This is a genomic window from Serratia sp. BNK-10, assembly GCF_047456065.1.
Lineage (GTDB): Bacteria > Pseudomonadota > Gammaproteobacteria > Enterobacterales > Enterobacteriaceae > Serratia > Serratia ureilytica.
The window spans coordinates 2,766,851-2,781,972 of the sequence record NZ_CP179894.1 but is presented as its reverse complement, the minus strand read 5'-3'; the positions used below and the strand labels follow the sequence as shown (position 1 = coordinate 2,781,972).

At 63.9% G+C, this 15,122-nt stretch carries 12 protein-coding genes; all 12 read left to right on the top strand.

What is annotated here, in order from left to right:
• Positions 1 to 136 precede the first annotated feature (136 nt).
• The 12 genes from ACMGG9_RS13560 to ACMGG9_RS13505 all read left to right on the top strand — a co-directional run bounded on the left by ACMGG9_RS13560 (position 137) and on the right by ACMGG9_RS13505 (position 15,115).
• Entirely contained in the window at positions 137 to 3,898 is a 3,762-nt protein-coding gene (locus tag ACMGG9_RS13560; RefSeq protein ID WP_414161484.1) for a nitrate reductase subunit alpha, read from the top strand.
• Positions 3,895 to 5,439: a nitrate reductase subunit beta gene (gene narH / locus ACMGG9_RS13555; protein ID WP_414161483.1), complete on the top strand. Its 1,545-nt coding sequence runs from the start codon at positions 3,895 to 3,897 to the stop codon at positions 5,437 to 5,439. Before ACMGG9_RS13560 ends, narH begins: the two co-directional genes overlap by 4 nt.
• Complete coding sequence (gene narJ / locus ACMGG9_RS13550; RefSeq protein WP_033650904.1) at positions 5,436 to 6,158, top strand: nitrate reductase molybdenum cofactor assembly chaperone; 723 nt, start codon at positions 5,436 to 5,438, stop codon at positions 6,156 to 6,158. The genes narH and narJ overlap by 4 nt, the downstream gene beginning before the upstream one ends.
• 2 nt (positions 6,159 to 6,160) lie before the next feature.
• Positions 6,161 to 6,838, top strand: coding sequence for a respiratory nitrate reductase subunit gamma (gene narI / locus ACMGG9_RS13545; RefSeq protein ID WP_033643426.1), 678 nt, complete (start codon positions 6,161 to 6,163; stop codon positions 6,836 to 6,838).
• A 273-nt stretch (positions 6,839 to 7,111) separates the two neighbouring features.
• The gene (locus ACMGG9_RS13540) at positions 7,112 to 8,119 is read left to right on the top strand and encodes a 3-oxoacyl-[acyl-carrier-protein] synthase III C-terminal domain-containing protein (protein WP_069100988.1); all 1,008 of its coding nucleotides are present in this window, start codon (positions 7,112 to 7,114) and stop codon (positions 8,117 to 8,119) included.
• Entirely contained in the window at positions 8,116 to 9,132 is a 1,017-nt protein-coding gene (locus ACMGG9_RS13535) for an NAD-dependent epimerase/dehydratase family protein (protein ID WP_414161482.1), read from the top strand. The genes ACMGG9_RS13540 and ACMGG9_RS13535 overlap by 4 nt, the downstream gene beginning before the upstream one ends.
• Positions 9,125 to 9,931 (top strand): MBL fold metallo-hydrolase, encoded by an 807-nt coding sequence (locus ACMGG9_RS13530; protein WP_033643422.1) that lies wholly within the window; start codon positions 9,125 to 9,127, stop codon positions 9,929 to 9,931. Before ACMGG9_RS13535 ends, ACMGG9_RS13530 begins: the two co-directional genes overlap by 8 nt.
• On the top strand, positions 9,928 to 11,214 hold the full coding sequence (locus ACMGG9_RS13525) for a F390 synthetase-related protein (protein WP_354620109.1): 1,287 nt from the start codon (positions 9,928 to 9,930) through the stop codon (positions 11,212 to 11,214). The genes ACMGG9_RS13530 and ACMGG9_RS13525 overlap by 4 nt, the downstream gene beginning before the upstream one ends.
• Positions 11,211 to 11,828, top strand: coding sequence for a phosphatase PAP2 family protein (locus ACMGG9_RS13520; protein ID WP_033650909.1), 618 nt, complete (start codon positions 11,211 to 11,213; stop codon positions 11,826 to 11,828). The genes ACMGG9_RS13525 and ACMGG9_RS13520 overlap by 4 nt, the downstream gene beginning before the upstream one ends.
• Positions 11,825 to 12,958, top strand: a complete 1,134-nt coding sequence (locus ACMGG9_RS13515) for a sterol desaturase family protein (protein ID WP_414161481.1) — start codon at positions 11,825 to 11,827, stop codon at positions 12,956 to 12,958. The genes ACMGG9_RS13520 and ACMGG9_RS13515 overlap by 4 nt, the downstream gene beginning before the upstream one ends.
• On the top strand, positions 12,951 to 14,033 hold the full coding sequence (locus ACMGG9_RS13510) for a fatty acid desaturase family protein (RefSeq protein ID WP_414161480.1): 1,083 nt from the start codon (positions 12,951 to 12,953) through the stop codon (positions 14,031 to 14,033). The genes ACMGG9_RS13515 and ACMGG9_RS13510 overlap by 8 nt, the downstream gene beginning before the upstream one ends.
• Complete coding sequence (locus tag ACMGG9_RS13505; RefSeq protein ID WP_164106969.1) at positions 14,030 to 15,115, top strand: acyl-CoA desaturase; 1,086 nt, start codon at positions 14,030 to 14,032, stop codon at positions 15,113 to 15,115. The genes ACMGG9_RS13510 and ACMGG9_RS13505 overlap by 4 nt, the downstream gene beginning before the upstream one ends.
• The last annotated feature ends 7 nt before the right edge of the window (positions 15,116 to 15,122 follow it).

Sequence of the window (15,122 nt, the reverse complement as noted above, 5' to 3'; positions counted from 1 at the left end):
ATTTCCCGCCCGACGCACGCGTCGCCCGCCGCTTTCTCTTGATCGCAATCAATTTGCCGTCGGTTGGCCGTCAGTAGGCTGGCGGCAGATTGAGCATGTCTTCTTATAACGACAAGAGCCTTCAGGAGCATTCCGGATGAGCAAATTTTTAGACCGTTTCCGCTATTTCAAGCAGTTGGCGGAGCCTTTTTCTGGCGATCACGGCCAGACCTTGAACACCAACCGCGACTGGGAAGACGGCTACCGCAGCCGTTGGCAGCATGACAAAGTGGTGCGTTCCACCCACGGCGTGAACTGCACCGGTTCCTGCAGTTGGAAGATCTACGTGAAGAATGGTCTGGTGACCTGGGAAACCCAGCAAACCGACTATCCGCGCACCCGCCCCGATCTGCCCAACCATGAACCGCGCGGCTGCCCGCGCGGCGCCAGCTACTCCTGGTACCTGTACAGCGCCAACCGGCTGAAATACCCGCTGATGCGCAAGCGGCTGCTCAAACTGTGGCGCGAGGCGAAAGCGCAGCACAGCGATCCGGTCGAGGCCTGGGGATCGATCGTCGGCGATGCGGAAAAAGCCAAAAGCTACAAGGTGGCGCGCGGCCGCGGCGGTTTCGTCCGCTCCAGCTGGCAAGAGGTCAATGAACTGATCGCCGCCGCCAACGTCTATACCGCCAAAACCTTCGGCCCTGACCGCATTATCGGCTTCTCGCCGATCCCGGCGATGTCGATGGTGTCCTACGCCGCCGGCGCCCGTTACCTGTCGCTGATCGGCGGCGCCTGCCTGAGCTTCTACGACTGGTATTGCGATTTGCCGCCGGCTTCGCCGATGACCTGGGGCGAGCAGACCGACGTGCCGGAGTCCGCCGACTGGTACAACTCCTCCTACATCATCGCCTGGGGCTCCAACGTGCCGCAGACGCGCACCCCGGACGCCCACTTTTTTACCGAAGTGCGCTACAAGGGCACCAAAACCGTGGCGGTGACGCCGGACTACGCCGAAGTCGCCAAGCTGTGCGACCACTGGCTGAATCCGAAGCAGGGCACCGACAGCGCGATGGCGCTGGCGATGGGCCATGTGATGCTGAAAGAGTTCCATCTCGATCGCGAAGTCGGCTACTTCCGCGACTACGTGCGCCGCTATACCGACATGCCGATGTTGGTGCTGCTGGAGCCGCGTGAAGGCGGCCACTACGCCGCCGGCCGCCTGCTGCGCGCCGCCGATCTGGTGGACGGACTGGGCCAGGAAAACAATCCCGAGTGGAAAACCGTCGCTATCGACAGCCGCAGCGGCGAGCTGGTGGCGCCGCAGGGCTCCATCGGTTTCCGCTGGGGCGAGAAGGGCAAGTGGAACCTGGAGCAGCGCGAAGGCAAGTCGCAACAGGAAGTTGAGCTGCAGCTCAGTCTGCTGGGCATGCATGACGACGTTGCCGAGGTGGGCTTCCCGTACTTCGGCGGTGCCGACAGCGAGCATTTCAACAGCGTGGCGCTGGACGAAATCCTGCTGCACAAGCTGCCGGTGAAACGCCTGCGGCTGGCGGACGGCAGCGAAGCGCTGGTGACCAGTGTGTATGACCTGACGCTGGCCAACTATGGCCTGGAGCGTGGGTTGGGCGACGCCAACTGTGCCGCCGACTATGACGAGGTCAAGGCTTACAGCCCGGCCTGGGCCGAGCAGATCACCGGCGTGTCGCGTCACAACATCATCCGCATTGCCCGCGAGTTCGCGGAAAACGCCGAGAAGACCCACGGCCGTTCGATGATCATCGTCGGCGCCGGCGTCAACCACTGGTATCACATGGACATGACCTACCGCGGCCTGATCAATATGCTGATCTTCTGCGGTTGCGTCGGCCAGAGCGGCGGCGGCTGGGCGCACTACGTCGGCCAGGAAAAACTGCGGCCGCAAACCGGCTGGCTGCCGCTGGCGTTCGGCCTTGACTGGCAGCGCCCGCCGCGCCATATGAACAGCACCTCGTTCTTCTACAACCATTCCAGCCAATGGCGCTATGAAACCGTCGGCGCCGATGAGCTGCTGTCGCCGCTGGCGGACAAATCGCGCTTCGGCGGCAGCCTGATCGACTTCAACGTGCGCGCGGAGCGCATGGGCTGGCTGCCGTCGGCGCCGCAGCTGGGCGCTAACCCGCTGCGCCTGGCGGAGCAGGCCCGTGCCGCCGGCCAGTCGCCGGTTGAGTTCACCGTCGACAGCCTGAAGAGCGGCGCGCTGGGCTTTGCCGCCGAGCAGCCGGACAATCCGCAGAACTTCCCGCGCAACCTGTTCGTCTGGCGCTCCAACCTGCTGGGCTCTTCCGGCAAGGGCCATGAATACATGCTCAAATACCTGTTGGGCACCGAGAACGGCATCCAGGGGAAAGATCTCGGCCAGCAGGGCGGCGTGAAGCCGCAGGAAGTGGAATGGCGCGAGCAGGGCGGCGAAGGCAAACTGGATCTGGTGGTGACGCTCGATTTCCGCATGTCGAGCACCTGCCTGTATTCCGACGTGGTGCTGCCGACCGCCACCTGGTACGAAAAAGACGACATGAACACCTCCGACATGCATCCGTTCATTCATCCGCTGTCGGCGGCGGTCGATCCGGCCTGGGATTCGAAGAGCGACTGGGAAATCTACAAGGGCATCGCCAAAGCCTTCTCCGAGGTGTGCGTCGGCCATCTGGGCCAGGAAACCGACGTGGTGACCTTGCCTATTCAGCACGACTCCGCCGCCGAGCTGGCGCAGCCTTACGGCGTGCAGGACTGGAAGAAAGGCGAGTGCGAACTGATCCCCGGCAAAACCGCGCCGCACATCATTGCGGTGGAGCGCGATTATCCGGCCACCTACGAGCGCTTTACCTCCTTGGGGCCGTTGATGGACAAACTGGGCAACGGCGGCAAGGGCATCAGCTGGAACACCCAGACCGAGGTCGATTTCCTCAAGCAGCTTAACTACGTCAAGGCCGACGGCCCGGCGGCGGGGCGGCCGAAGATCGAGAGCGCGATAGACGCGGCGGAAGTGATCCTGTCGCTGGCGCCGGAAACCAACGGCCAGGTGGCGGTGAAAGCCTGGGAAGCGCTGAGCAACGTCACCGGACGCGATCACCGGCATCTGGCGCTGAACAAGGAAGACGAGAAAATTCGCTTCCGCGACATTCAGGCGCAGCCGCGCAAAATCATCTCCAGCCCGACCTGGTCCGGTCTGGAAGACGAACACGTTTCCTACAACGCCTGTTACACCAACGTGCATGAGCTGATCCCGTGGCGCACTATCAGCGGCCGTCAACAGCTGTATCAGGACCACGAGTGGATGCGCGCCTTCGGTGAAAGCCTGCTGGTATACCGGCCGCCGATCGACACCCGTGCCGCCCAGCCGCTGCTCAACAGCAAGCCGAACGGCAACAAGGAGAAGGCGCTGAACTTCCTGACGCCGCACCAGAAGTGGGGCATTCACTCCACCTACAGCGACAACCTGCTGATGCTGACGCTGTCGCGCGGCGGCCCGATCGTTTGGCTGAGCGAAGACGATGCCAAAGATCTGGGCATCGCGGACAACGACTGGATCGAGGCCTTCAACGCCAACGGCGCGCTGACGGCGCGCGCGGTGGTCAGCCAGCGTATCCCGGCCGGCATGACCATGATGTACCACGCGCAGGAGCGCATCGTGAACCTGCCGGGCTCGGAGATCACCAGCCAACGCGGCGGCATCCACAACTCGGTGACCCGCGCCTGTCCGAAGCCGACCCACATGATCGGCGGCTATGCGCAGCTGGCCTACGGCTTCAACTACTACGGCACCGTCGGCTCCAACCGCGACGAATTCGTGGTGGTGCGCAAGATGAACCGCATTGATTGGTTGGACGACGAAGGCAACGACTACGCGCAGGGCAGTCAGCAGGAGAACAGCAAATGAAAATTCGTTCGCAAGTCGGCATGGTGCTGAATCTGGACAAGTGCATCGGTTGCCACACCTGTTCGGTCACCTGCAAAAACGTCTGGACCAGCCGTGAAGGTATGGAATACGCCTGGTTCAATAACGTGGAAAGCAAGCCCGGCGTCGGGTATCCGCACGCCTGGGAAGATCAGGAAAAATGGAAGGGCGGCTGGATACGTAAAATCAACGGCAAGCTGGAACCGCGCATGGGCAACCGCGTCGGCGTGCTGGCGAAAATCTTCGCCAACCCGGACGTGCCGGCGCTGGACGACTACTACGAGCCGTTCGATTACGACTACCAGCACCTGCATACCGCCAAACAGGGCAAGCACCAGCCGGTGGCTCGCCCGCGCTCGCTGATCACCGGCCGGCGCATGAACAAGATCGAAAACGGCCCGAACTGGGAAGAGATCCTCGGCGGAGAGTTCGAAAAACGTTCGCAGGACAAGAACTTCGACAACCTGCAGAAGGCGATGTACGGCCAGTTCGAAAACACCTTCATGATGTATTTGCCGCGCCTGTGCGAGCACTGCCTCAACCCGGCTTGCGTCGCCACCTGCCCGAGCGGGGCGATCTACAAGCGCGGCGAAGACGGCATCGTGCTGATCGATCAGGACAAGTGTCGCGGTTGGCGCATGTGTCTGACCGGCTGCCCGTACAAGAAAATCTACTTCAACTGGAAGAGCGGCAAGTCCGAGAAGTGCATCTTCTGCTACCCGCGCATCGAAGCCGGGCAGCCGACGGTCTGTTCGGAAACCTGCGTCGGCCGCATCCGCTACCTCGGCGTGCTGCTGTACGACGCCGATCGCATCGAACAGGCGGCGGCGGTGGAAAACGACAAGGATCTGTACCAGAGCCAGCTCGATATCTTCCTCGATCCGCATGACCCGAAGGTGATTGCTCAGGCGCTGGCGGACGGCGTGCCGCAGGGCGTCATTGAAGCCGCTCAGCAGTCGCCGGTGTACAAAATGGCGATGGACTGGAAACTGGCGCTGCCGCTGCACCCGGAATACCGCACGCTGCCGATGGTGTGGTACGTGCCGCCGTTGTCGCCGATTCAGTCGGCCGCCGACGCCGGCGAGCTGGCGCACAGCGGCGTATTGCCGGACGTCGAGAGCCTGCGCATTCCGGTGCAGTATCTGGCGAACCTGCTGACCGCCGGCGATACCGAGCCGGTGCTGCTGGCGCTGAAACGCATGCTGGCGATGCGCCACTACAAACGGGCGGAAACCGTCGACGGCGTGGTGGACATCAGCGCGCTGGAGCAGGTCGGTCTGAGCGAAACGCAGGCGCAGGAGATGTATCGCTACCTGGCGATCGCCAACTATGAAGATCGCTTCGTGGTGCCGTCGAGCCACCGCGAGCTGGCGCGCGAAGCCTTCCCCGAAAGCAAAGGCTGCGGTTTCAGCTTCGGCGACGGCTGCCACGGCAGCGACGGCAAGTTCAATCTGTTCAACAGCCGTCGTATCGACGCCATTGACGTGACCGCGAAAACCGCGCGGCCGGAGGATGCCTCATGATCAGCCTGAAAGTGATCGCCCGTCTGCTGGATTACCCGGAGCAGGCGCTGTTTGACCATCAGCAGGCGCTGATTGAAGCGCTGGAACCGGCCAGCGAGCTGGATCTGCACCACAGCGCGCTGCTGATTCTGTTTATCCGCCGCCTGTGCGCGCGCCCGTTGCTGGACGCGCAGGCCGACTATTGCGAGCTGTTCGATCGCGGCCGCGCCACCTCGCTGCTGCTGTTTGAGCACGTGCACGGTGAGTCGCGCGATCGCGGCCAGGCGATGGTTGACCTGATGGCGCAGTACCGCGCCGCCGGGCTGGAGATCGACAGCCGCGAGCTGCCTGATTTCCTGCCGCTGTACCTGGAGTATTTGGCCAGCCGCAGCGCGGCACAGGCGCGGGAAGGGCTGCAGGACATTGCGCCGATCCTGGCGCTGCTGGGCGCGCGCTTGCAGCAGCGCGAAAGCCCGTACGCGGTGCTGTTCGATCTGCTGTTGGCGCTGTCCGGCAGCGATGCGCAGGCGCAGGCGCTGAAGACGCAGGTGGCGCAAGAGGCGCGCGACGATACGCCGCAGGCGCTGGATGCGGTCTGGGAAGAGGAGCAGGTCAAATTTCTCGGCGAGCAGGGCTGCGCCTCCGCCCAGCAGACGGCGCACCAGCGGCGCTTCGCCGGCGCGGTGGCGCCACAGTATCTGGACCTGACGGATGCGTTAACCGGAACCAAAGGACGCTAATTATGCAATTTTTGAATCAGTTCTTCTTCGACATCTACCCTTATCTGGCCGGCGCGGTGTTCCTGATCGGCAGCTGGCTGCGCTACGACTACGGGCAGTACAGCTGGCGCGCCGGCTCCAGCCAGATGCTGGATAAAAAGGGCATGCGGCTGGCGTCCAACCTGTTCCACATCGGCATTATCGGCATCTTCGCGGGCCACTTCCTCGGCATGCTGACGCCGCACTGGATGTATGAGGCCTTCCTGCCGATCGACGTGAAGCAGAAGCTGGCGATGATCGCCGGCGGCGCCTGCGGCCTGATGACGCTGATCGGCGGCGCGCTGCTGCTGAAGCGCCGGTTGACCAACCCGCGGGTGCGCGCCACCAGCAGCGTCGCCGACATCCTGATCCTGACATTGCTGGTGGTGCAGGTGTGCCTGGGGTTGCTGACCATTCCGTTCTCCGCCCAGCATATGGACGGCAGCGAAATGATGAAGCTGGTGGCCTGGGCGCAGGCGGTCGTGACCTTCCACGCCGGCGCTTCTGCGCACCTGGAAGGCGTGGCGCTGATCTTCAAGCTGCATATGGTGCTGGGCATGACGCTGTTCGTGCTGTTCCCGTTCTGCCGCCTGGTGCATATCTGGAGTGCGCCGGTAGAGTACCTGACCCGCCGTTACCAGCTGGTGCGCAACCGCCGCTGAGCCTGACCCCGCCGCCGCCGATCGCCAGCGGCGGCGCTATTCCGATAATTCTCCCGCCGTCTGCCCATTCTCGTCGCCTTGTCGTAAACTCACTATCTCAGTTATGTTACGTTTATGCTTCCGCCGACGGACGTCGGCCTGTGGTAGCCGATAACAAGAGATACCGCCTTGATGAAAGGCATTTTGGGACATAAAAACCGGGGATGATCCGTGTGGCCTTCGTGCCCTACGGGAGAATCGCTTTATGGATAGTCAGGTTAATCAATAACAATAATGACCACACAATTACGTTCACCCGAGCTGCTGCCTCTGAAAATCATCGCCACCGGGGCCGCGTTGCCGCCTAACCGCGTGGCGTCCTCTGCGCTCGACGCTCGGCTGGGGAAACCGGCCGGCTACGTTGAAAAACGCTCGGGCATCGTTTACCGCTATCACGCCGCCGACGATGCCAGCCAGGCCGAACTCGCCGCCGCCGCGCTGCAAGATGCGCTGGCTCGCCGCGCCATGCCGGCGGACTCGATCGATCTGCTGATCTCCGCCTCGGCGATTTCGGTGCAGGCGCTGCCGTGCACCGCCGCGCACATTCTCAAGGTGGCGGGGCTGGCGCCGGGCACGCCGGGCTTCGACATCAACAGCAGTTGCGTCAGCTTTATCTCTGCGCTGCAGGTGGCGGCGGGGCTGCTGAACGCCGGGACGTATCGACGCATCGCCATCGTCTCGGCGGATCTCGCTTCACGCGGCATCGACTGGCAGCACGAAGAGTCGTCGCTGATCTTCGGCGACGGTGCGGCCTGCGCCATTGTGGAGCGCGGCGACGGCGCCAGCGGCATCCTCGCCAGCCTGGTGGAAACCTACCCCGCCGGCAGCGAACTGTGCGAGATCCGCGCCGGCGGCACGCGTCGCAACCCGCGCGCCGGCATGTGTGAGCAAGACTTCCTGTTTCATATGCAGGGCAAGCCGCTGTTCCGCCAGGCCTCGGCGCTGATTGAGGGTTACCTCGATCGGCTGTTGAGCGCCAGCGGCCTGACCCTGGCGCAGATCGCCACCGTGGTGCCGCATCAGGCCAGCCATCTGTCGCTCGAACATATGCGCAAACGGCTGCACGTCTCCAGCGAGGCGCTGGTCGATATCTACCGCCATCATGGTAATCAGGTGGCGGCGTCTATCCCGACGGCGCTGCATGCCGCCGTGACCACCGGGCGCTTCAATCCCGGTCAGCCGGTGATGCTGATCGGCACCGCCGCCGGGCTGGCGCTGGCCGGCATGGTGTTGCTGCCATGAGGGTGCTGGTCACCGGGGCGACCAGCGGGCTGGGACGCAACGCGGCGCAGTGGTTGCTGGAGGCCGGACATCAGGTGCGCGCCACCGGCCGCGATGAACGGGCCGGCGCAACGCTGCGTCGGCTGGGCGCCGAGTTTTGCGCGCTCGATCTGGCGCAGGCCACGCCGCAGCAGTGTCGGGAGCTGGTGACCGACTGCGAGTGGGTCTGGCACTGCGCGGCCAAGTCTTCGCCCTGGGGCGGCAAAGCGGAGTTTCACCGCATCAACGCCGCGGCGACGGAGAAGCTGGCGGAGGCGGCCGGGCGCTGCGGCGTGCGGCGCTTCGTGCATATCTCCACGCCGGCAATCTACTTCGATTTTCAGCCGCATTACGATCTTGACGAGGGTTACCGCGCCCGGCGCTTCGCCAATCACTATGCCGCCAGCAAGTATGCGGCCGAACAACGCCTGTTGGCGCAGGCGAAGATCTATCCGCAAACCACCTACATTTTGCTGCGGCCGCGCGGCCTGTTTGGCCCGCACGATCGGGTGATCGTGCCGCGGCTGTTGCACCAGCTCGAACGCGACCGCGGGGTATTGAGATTGCCCGGCGGCGGACAAGCGCTGCTGGATCTGACCTTCGCCCCCAACGTGGTGCACGCGATGGATCTGGCCAGCCGGCAGCGCGGATTGCCGTCCGGCGCCGTGTACAACATCACCAACCACCAACCGCAGCGGCTGGCGGAGATGCTGGATGCGTTGCTGCGTCAGGAACTGGGGCTGAGTTACCGGCTGCAGGCCGTGTCCTATCCGCTGCTGCATACGCTGGCCGGCGGCATGGAGCTGTGGGCGGCGCTGAGCGGCAAGGAACCGCTGTTGACGCGCTACAGCGTGGCGGCGGTGCATTTTGACATGACGCTGAGCCAGACCCGTGCGATCGAAGAGCTGGGTTACTGGCCGCGTTATTCGATGGAAGAGGGCATTCGTCTGACCGGCGAGTGGCTGCGGCGGCAAGGAGGCGGACAGCATGGCTAAGGTCACCGTGTTTGAAGTGGGCTATTGCACGCATATCGGCTGCATGGCGCTGCGCGGCGCCGGATTCCGGGTGTGCAAATTCCCGGCGCGCGCCTATCTGCTGGAGGTGGGGGAGCGCCGCTGGCTGTGGGATACCGGCTACGCGCGTTATTTTCAGCAGCACACGCAGTCGGGGCTGTTCAGCCTTTACCGCCGCATGACGCCGGTCTATTTCGATCCGGCCGAGTCGTTGGCGCATCAGCTGCGCGAAGCCGGTTATGCCGAGGGGGATATTCAGGCGCTGATCGTCTCGCATTTTCACGCCGATCACATCGCCGGGCTGCAGGATTTCAGCCAACTCGACTTTATTTGCTCCGGCGAGGGCTGGCAGCAAACCCGTGGGCTGCGCGGTTTCGCGGCGCTGAAGCGCGCCTTTATTCCCGGCCTGATCCCGGCGGATTTCGAGAGCCGTCTGCAGTTTATGGAGTCTTTTCCTGCGGTGGCGTTGCCCGCGCTGTTGGCGCCGTTCGATCGCGGTTACGCGCTGCCGGGCAGTGAAGGGCAGATCGTGCTGGTGCCGTTGCCGGGGCATGCGGCCGGCCATATCGGCGCCTTTATTCTCACCGACGCCGGCTGGACACTGCTGGCCAGCGACGCCGCCTGGTCGCCGCAGAGTTACCAGACGCTGCGCGGGCCTTCGCGCCTGGCCAATCTGGTGATGGACGACGCGGCGGCTTACACCCGCACCCTGGAGCGGCTCAACCAGCTGTGGGCGGGCGGCCAGGTCAACATTTTGCTGTGCCACGAGGGGGACCTGTGATCCCCTTCATGACCCTTTGGCACTATTTCCGCGCCCGGCGCCTGCGCTTTGGCGATCGTGCGGCGCTGGAGGCGCATCAGGCCCGACAGCTTGAGGGGTTTGCCCGCCGGGTGCTGAGCAAGAGTCCCTATTTTCAAGGCTTCAGCCGCCGGCCGTTCGCCGAATGGCCGCAGATGGACAAGGCGCTGATGATGGCGCAGTTCGACCGCATGAACACCGCCGGGCTGCGGCGCGATGCGGTGTTGGCCTGCGCGCAGCGCAGCGAGGCGGATCGCGATTTCACGCCGAAGATCGGGCGCTACAGCGTCGGATTGTCGTCCGGCACTTCCGGGCAGCGCGGCGTGTTTGTCGTCAGCCCGCGGGAACAGCAGGTGTGGGCCGGCGGCATGTTGGCGAAAATGCTGCCGGACGGGCTGTCGGCGGGCGAGCGCGTCGCACTGTTTCTGCGCGCGGACAATAATCTCTATCACAGCGTGAACAACCGTTGGCTGAGCCTGGCGTTTTACGATTTGCTCGCGCCGTTCAGCGGCCATTTGCCGGCATTGGAACGGCAGGCGCCCAGCATCATCGTAGCCCCGGCGCAGGTGCTGCGCGCATTGGCGTTGGCGGTGCTGGCCGGGCAGGTGACGCTGTCGGTCAAAAAAGTGATCTCGGTCGCCGAGGTGCTTGAAGAACAGGATCGCTGCCTGCTGCAGCAGGTGTTTCCGGCGGTCGGCGAAGTGTATCAGGCTACCGAGGGGTTCCTCGCCGCCACCTGCGCGCACGGCACCTTGCACCTGAACGAGGAGTTTTTGCATATCGAGCCGCAGTGGATCGACGAACTGCGCTTCACGCCGCTGATCACCGATTTTACCCGCAGTACGCAGCCGATCGTGCGCTATCGGCTGGACGATGTATTGGTGCTGCGCAAGGAACCCTGCCCATGCGGGCAACCGACGCGGGCGATCGCCCGTATCGAGGGGCGGCGCGACGATCAGCTGATGCTGCCCGATGCGCAGCGGCAACCGCAGGCGGTGTTCGCCGATGCCTGTAGCCGAACGATCGCCAATGCGTTGCCGCTGACCAGCGATTACCGCCTGATCCAGCATGGCGAACGGCGGTTGGAGCTGATTGCCGATTGCAGCCCGGCGGCGTTGGCGCACTGTCAGGCGCAGCTGATGGCGCTGTTCGCTCGTCAGGGCATCGCCACCGATCGCCTCGAATGGCGGTTGACGGCGCAAGCGGTGCTGCCGCAGTTCGATCGCAAGCGGCGGCGCATCGTGCGCCGGGCGGAGGCGGCATGAAAAGCGCACTGTTCAGGCTATGGCACATGCTGCTGGGATGGGGCACGGTCGGCGTGGTGTATAGCCTGACCGATCGCCTGCAGGGGGCGGGAACCCTGTTGCCGCCGTCGGCGCTTGATCGGGCGATCCCGTTCAGCCCCACGGCCATCTGGCTCTATCTGTCGTTCTTCCTCATCGTCCCGGCGGGCTATCTGCTGGCGCCGCTGCCGCGGATCAAATGGCTGACGCTGGCGATGCAGCTGACCGCGCTGGGCGCCGGGGCGGTTTATCTGCTGTGGCCGACCACCATGGCCTATCCGCAGAACGATGGCGTCGGGATCAGCGCGCAACTGCTGGCGGCGTTAACCCGGGTGGACTCGCCGCAAAACTGCCTGCCTTCGTTGCATATGGCGCTGACGGTGCTGGCGGTGTGGGCGCTGAGCGACGGCGAGCGCAAAGTGCGCACGGCGCTGTGGATGCTGTGGGGCGTGGCGATCGCGTTCTCGATTCTGCAACTGCGTCGGCATTTGTTTGTCGATTTGGCCGGCGGCGCGCTGCTGGCGCTGTTCGCCGGCTGGCTGGCCCTGCGCATGAAAACCCTGCGCAGGCGCGTCGTTAAAGGAGAAATGGGATGAGCGATCTGGCATTGCCGATAGTGTTCATGCTGTTCATCGTGGTGGCCGAGGCGGTGGCGCTGCAGTGGGGGCGTCGCGATCCGGTCAACTGGCACGATCTGGTGTTCAACCTGAATTCCGGCCATATCATGCTGTGGTTGTTCCGCGGGTTGGAGATCACCTGCTACGGCTACGTGGCCGCGCATTTCAGCCTGGGGCTGCTGGATGCCTGGCCGCCGCTGCTGATGTGGCTGTTCGCCCTGCTGGCGTGGGACTTCGGTTTCTACTGGCTGCACCGTCTGCACCATCGTTTCCGCCTGCTGTGGGCGGTGCACGTGGTGCACCATCAGGGCGAGCACTTTAATCTGTCGCTGGGGGTGCGCAACTCCTGGTATTCGTCGCTGACGTCGATCCCGTTCTTTTTGCTGCTGGCGCTGGCGGGGGTGCCGCTGTCGGTGTTCGTTGCGGTCTCTATTTTTCATTACAGCATTCAGCTGTTTAACCACAATGCGCTGACGCCGAAGCTCGGCGTGCTGGAAAACATCCTGGTCACGCCGGCGCATCACCGGGTGCATCACGTCAAGGACATGGCGTATTCCAATAAGAATTTCGGCGGCAGCTTTATCTTCTGGGACAAGCTGTTCGGCACCTTTTGCCCGGCATTGCCGAGCACGCCGTTCAGCTATGGCGTCGGCGGCGACAGGCCGTCCGCCAACCCATTCTGGGCGAGCAATCTGCCGTTCCTGCGCTATTTGCGCCTGGCATGGCGCCCGGCGCCGGGCCGGCCACGCGACCGCCGTTCGGCGTTCAGCGTTTTCAGCGGCGCCATGCTGTTGTTCTCGCTGGTGGTCGGTTACGTCTACCAATACGGTTACGGCTATAGCGACATCAGCTGGCCGCAAATGTTGCTGTTGGCGCTGCTGGCGTTGGGATCGGTGGCGCTGGGCGGCATGACGGAAGGGCGGCGGTGGGCGAGCGCCCTCTGGCTGCTGATCGCGCTGGGCATGCCGCTGCTGTTTATCGGCTATCTCGGTTGGCCGCAGCGCTATTGGCATATCGCCATGGCCGCCGTGGCGTTGCATGCCCTGTGCGTCGCGTTGGGCTGGGGAAGAGTAGCCGCACCGGCCGCCGTGGAGGAACCGCATGGCTGAATCATTGCCGCCGCTGCGTTTTCCCGTCGATGGCGAACAGGCCTTCCACCGCGATCTTAAGCGCGCGGCCCACGCCTGTCTGGCGGGCGATCATCGCTATGCCGATGCCGCGCGATTGGCCAAGGCCGCGCTGTTGCTGGCGTTGTGCGTCGGGTTTTACGCGCTGAGCCTGCTGCAGCATCAGCCCTGGGCGTTTTTCCTCTGCTATTTCCTGTTCGTGACCATGGGCATGCTGCTCAATGTCAACGTCAACCACGATGCTTCGCATAACGCTTTCCTGCGTGCGCCCTGGGCCAATCGGCTGGTGGGGCGGTTGGTGACGCTGCCGCTGGGCGTCGATCCGGACTACTGGCGCACGCGGCATGTGGATTACCACCACGTTTACGCCAACGTCGAACATTACGATCTGGATACCGAAGAGAACGGCTTTTTCCGCCAGACACCGTTCCAGCGCTGGCGGCCCCATATGCGCTATCAGCATCTGTACTGGCCGCTGATCGCCGCGCTCTCGCTGCCCTATATCGCCTGGATTTTCGATTGGTCCGATCGGCTCGATAAAACGCCGCTGCGGGAAAAACGCGTGCTGGCGGGGCGCGGCGGTTGGGCGCTGTTCGTGCTGTGCAAGCTCGCGCATCTGGTGCTGGTGCTGGTGGCGCCGCTGGTCGTGGGCCACGTGCACGGCATCGGCTGGGGCTGGGTGTTGCTGGCTTACGCGCTCAGCCAGATGTGCGCCTCGCTGCTGGTGGTGTTCTTGCTGCTGGGCACCCATTGGGCGCAGGCCGAGTTTTACCCGGCGCCGACGGGCGACAGCATGCCGCAAGGCTGGTATCGGCACAATTTCGCCACCGCCTGCGACTGGCAGCCCGAACCGCGCTGGCTGGAGCATCTGACCGGCGGGCTGAACTATCACCTGACCCATCACCTGTTTCCCGGCTGGAATCATCGCCACTATCCGGCCCTGGCTGCCGCGGTGGCGGAGGTCGCGCAGCGGCACGGCATGGCGTACCGCTGCATCGGCTATCGCGAACTGCTAGCGCAACAACAGCGTTTCTTACGCCGGATGGGACAGCCATGAAACCGCTGCGTCCGTTAGCCTATCGGCGCGACGATAACGGGTTGCACCGCGCGCTGATGCAGGCCGCACAGCATTATCTGGCGGCCAACGGCGATCACCGCTTCGCCGACGGCGGCATGCTGGCGAAGGTCGCGCTGCTGCTGGCGCTGTGCGGCCTGTGTTACGGGTTGAGCCTGCAGCAGCAAAACGGCTGGGCGTTTTTCGCTTGTTATTTCGGCTTTATCTTTATCGGCATGTTCCTGACGGTGAACGTGGTGCACGACGCCTCGCACAACGCGTTTTTCCGCCGCCCCTGGGCCAACCGCTGGCTGAACGCACTGGTGAGCGTGCCGCTGGGGCTGGATCCCGACTGCTGGCGCGTGCGCCACGTGCTGTTTCACCATGCCCATAACAATATCGAACATTACGACCCCGACATCGACGCCAATGGCGTGCTGCGGCAAACGCCGTTCCAGCGCTGGCGGCCCTTTATGCGCGCGCAGCGTTACTATTGGCCGTTGGTGGCGGCGCTGACTTTTCCGTACTACATCTGGCTGTTCGATTGGTTGGACAGGGCGGGCCGCACCCGCGTGGCGGCGCGCATGGCGCAGCAGGGCGTACGCGGCTGGATCGGGTTTCTGGCGGGGAAGGCGGCGCACCTGCTGCTGGCGCTGGCGATCCCATGTTGGCTGTTGCCGCCGGCTATCGGCATTGGGCAAATTCTGCTGGTCTATTTGCTGAGCCAGATGCTTTCTTCATTGCTGTTCGTGATGTTGATCATCGGCACCCACTGGGCCAAGGCCAACTTCTATCAGGCACCGGCGCAGGGCGCGATGCCGCACGGTTGGTATCACCATGTGTTCGCCACCACGTTCGACTGGCAGACCCGGCCGCGCTGGCTGGGCTATTGGCTGGGCGGGGCGAATCTGCATTTGACGCATCATCTGTTTCCGCACTGGAGCCACCGTCATTACCCGGCGTTGAGCCGCATTATCGGCGAGGTGGCGCCGCGTTTCGGCATCGACTACCGCCTGCTGGAGCTGGAGGAGCTGTTGCGTCTGCAGCAACGCTTCCTCAGCGCGATGGGCCGCAAGCCGCACTAGCGTTGCA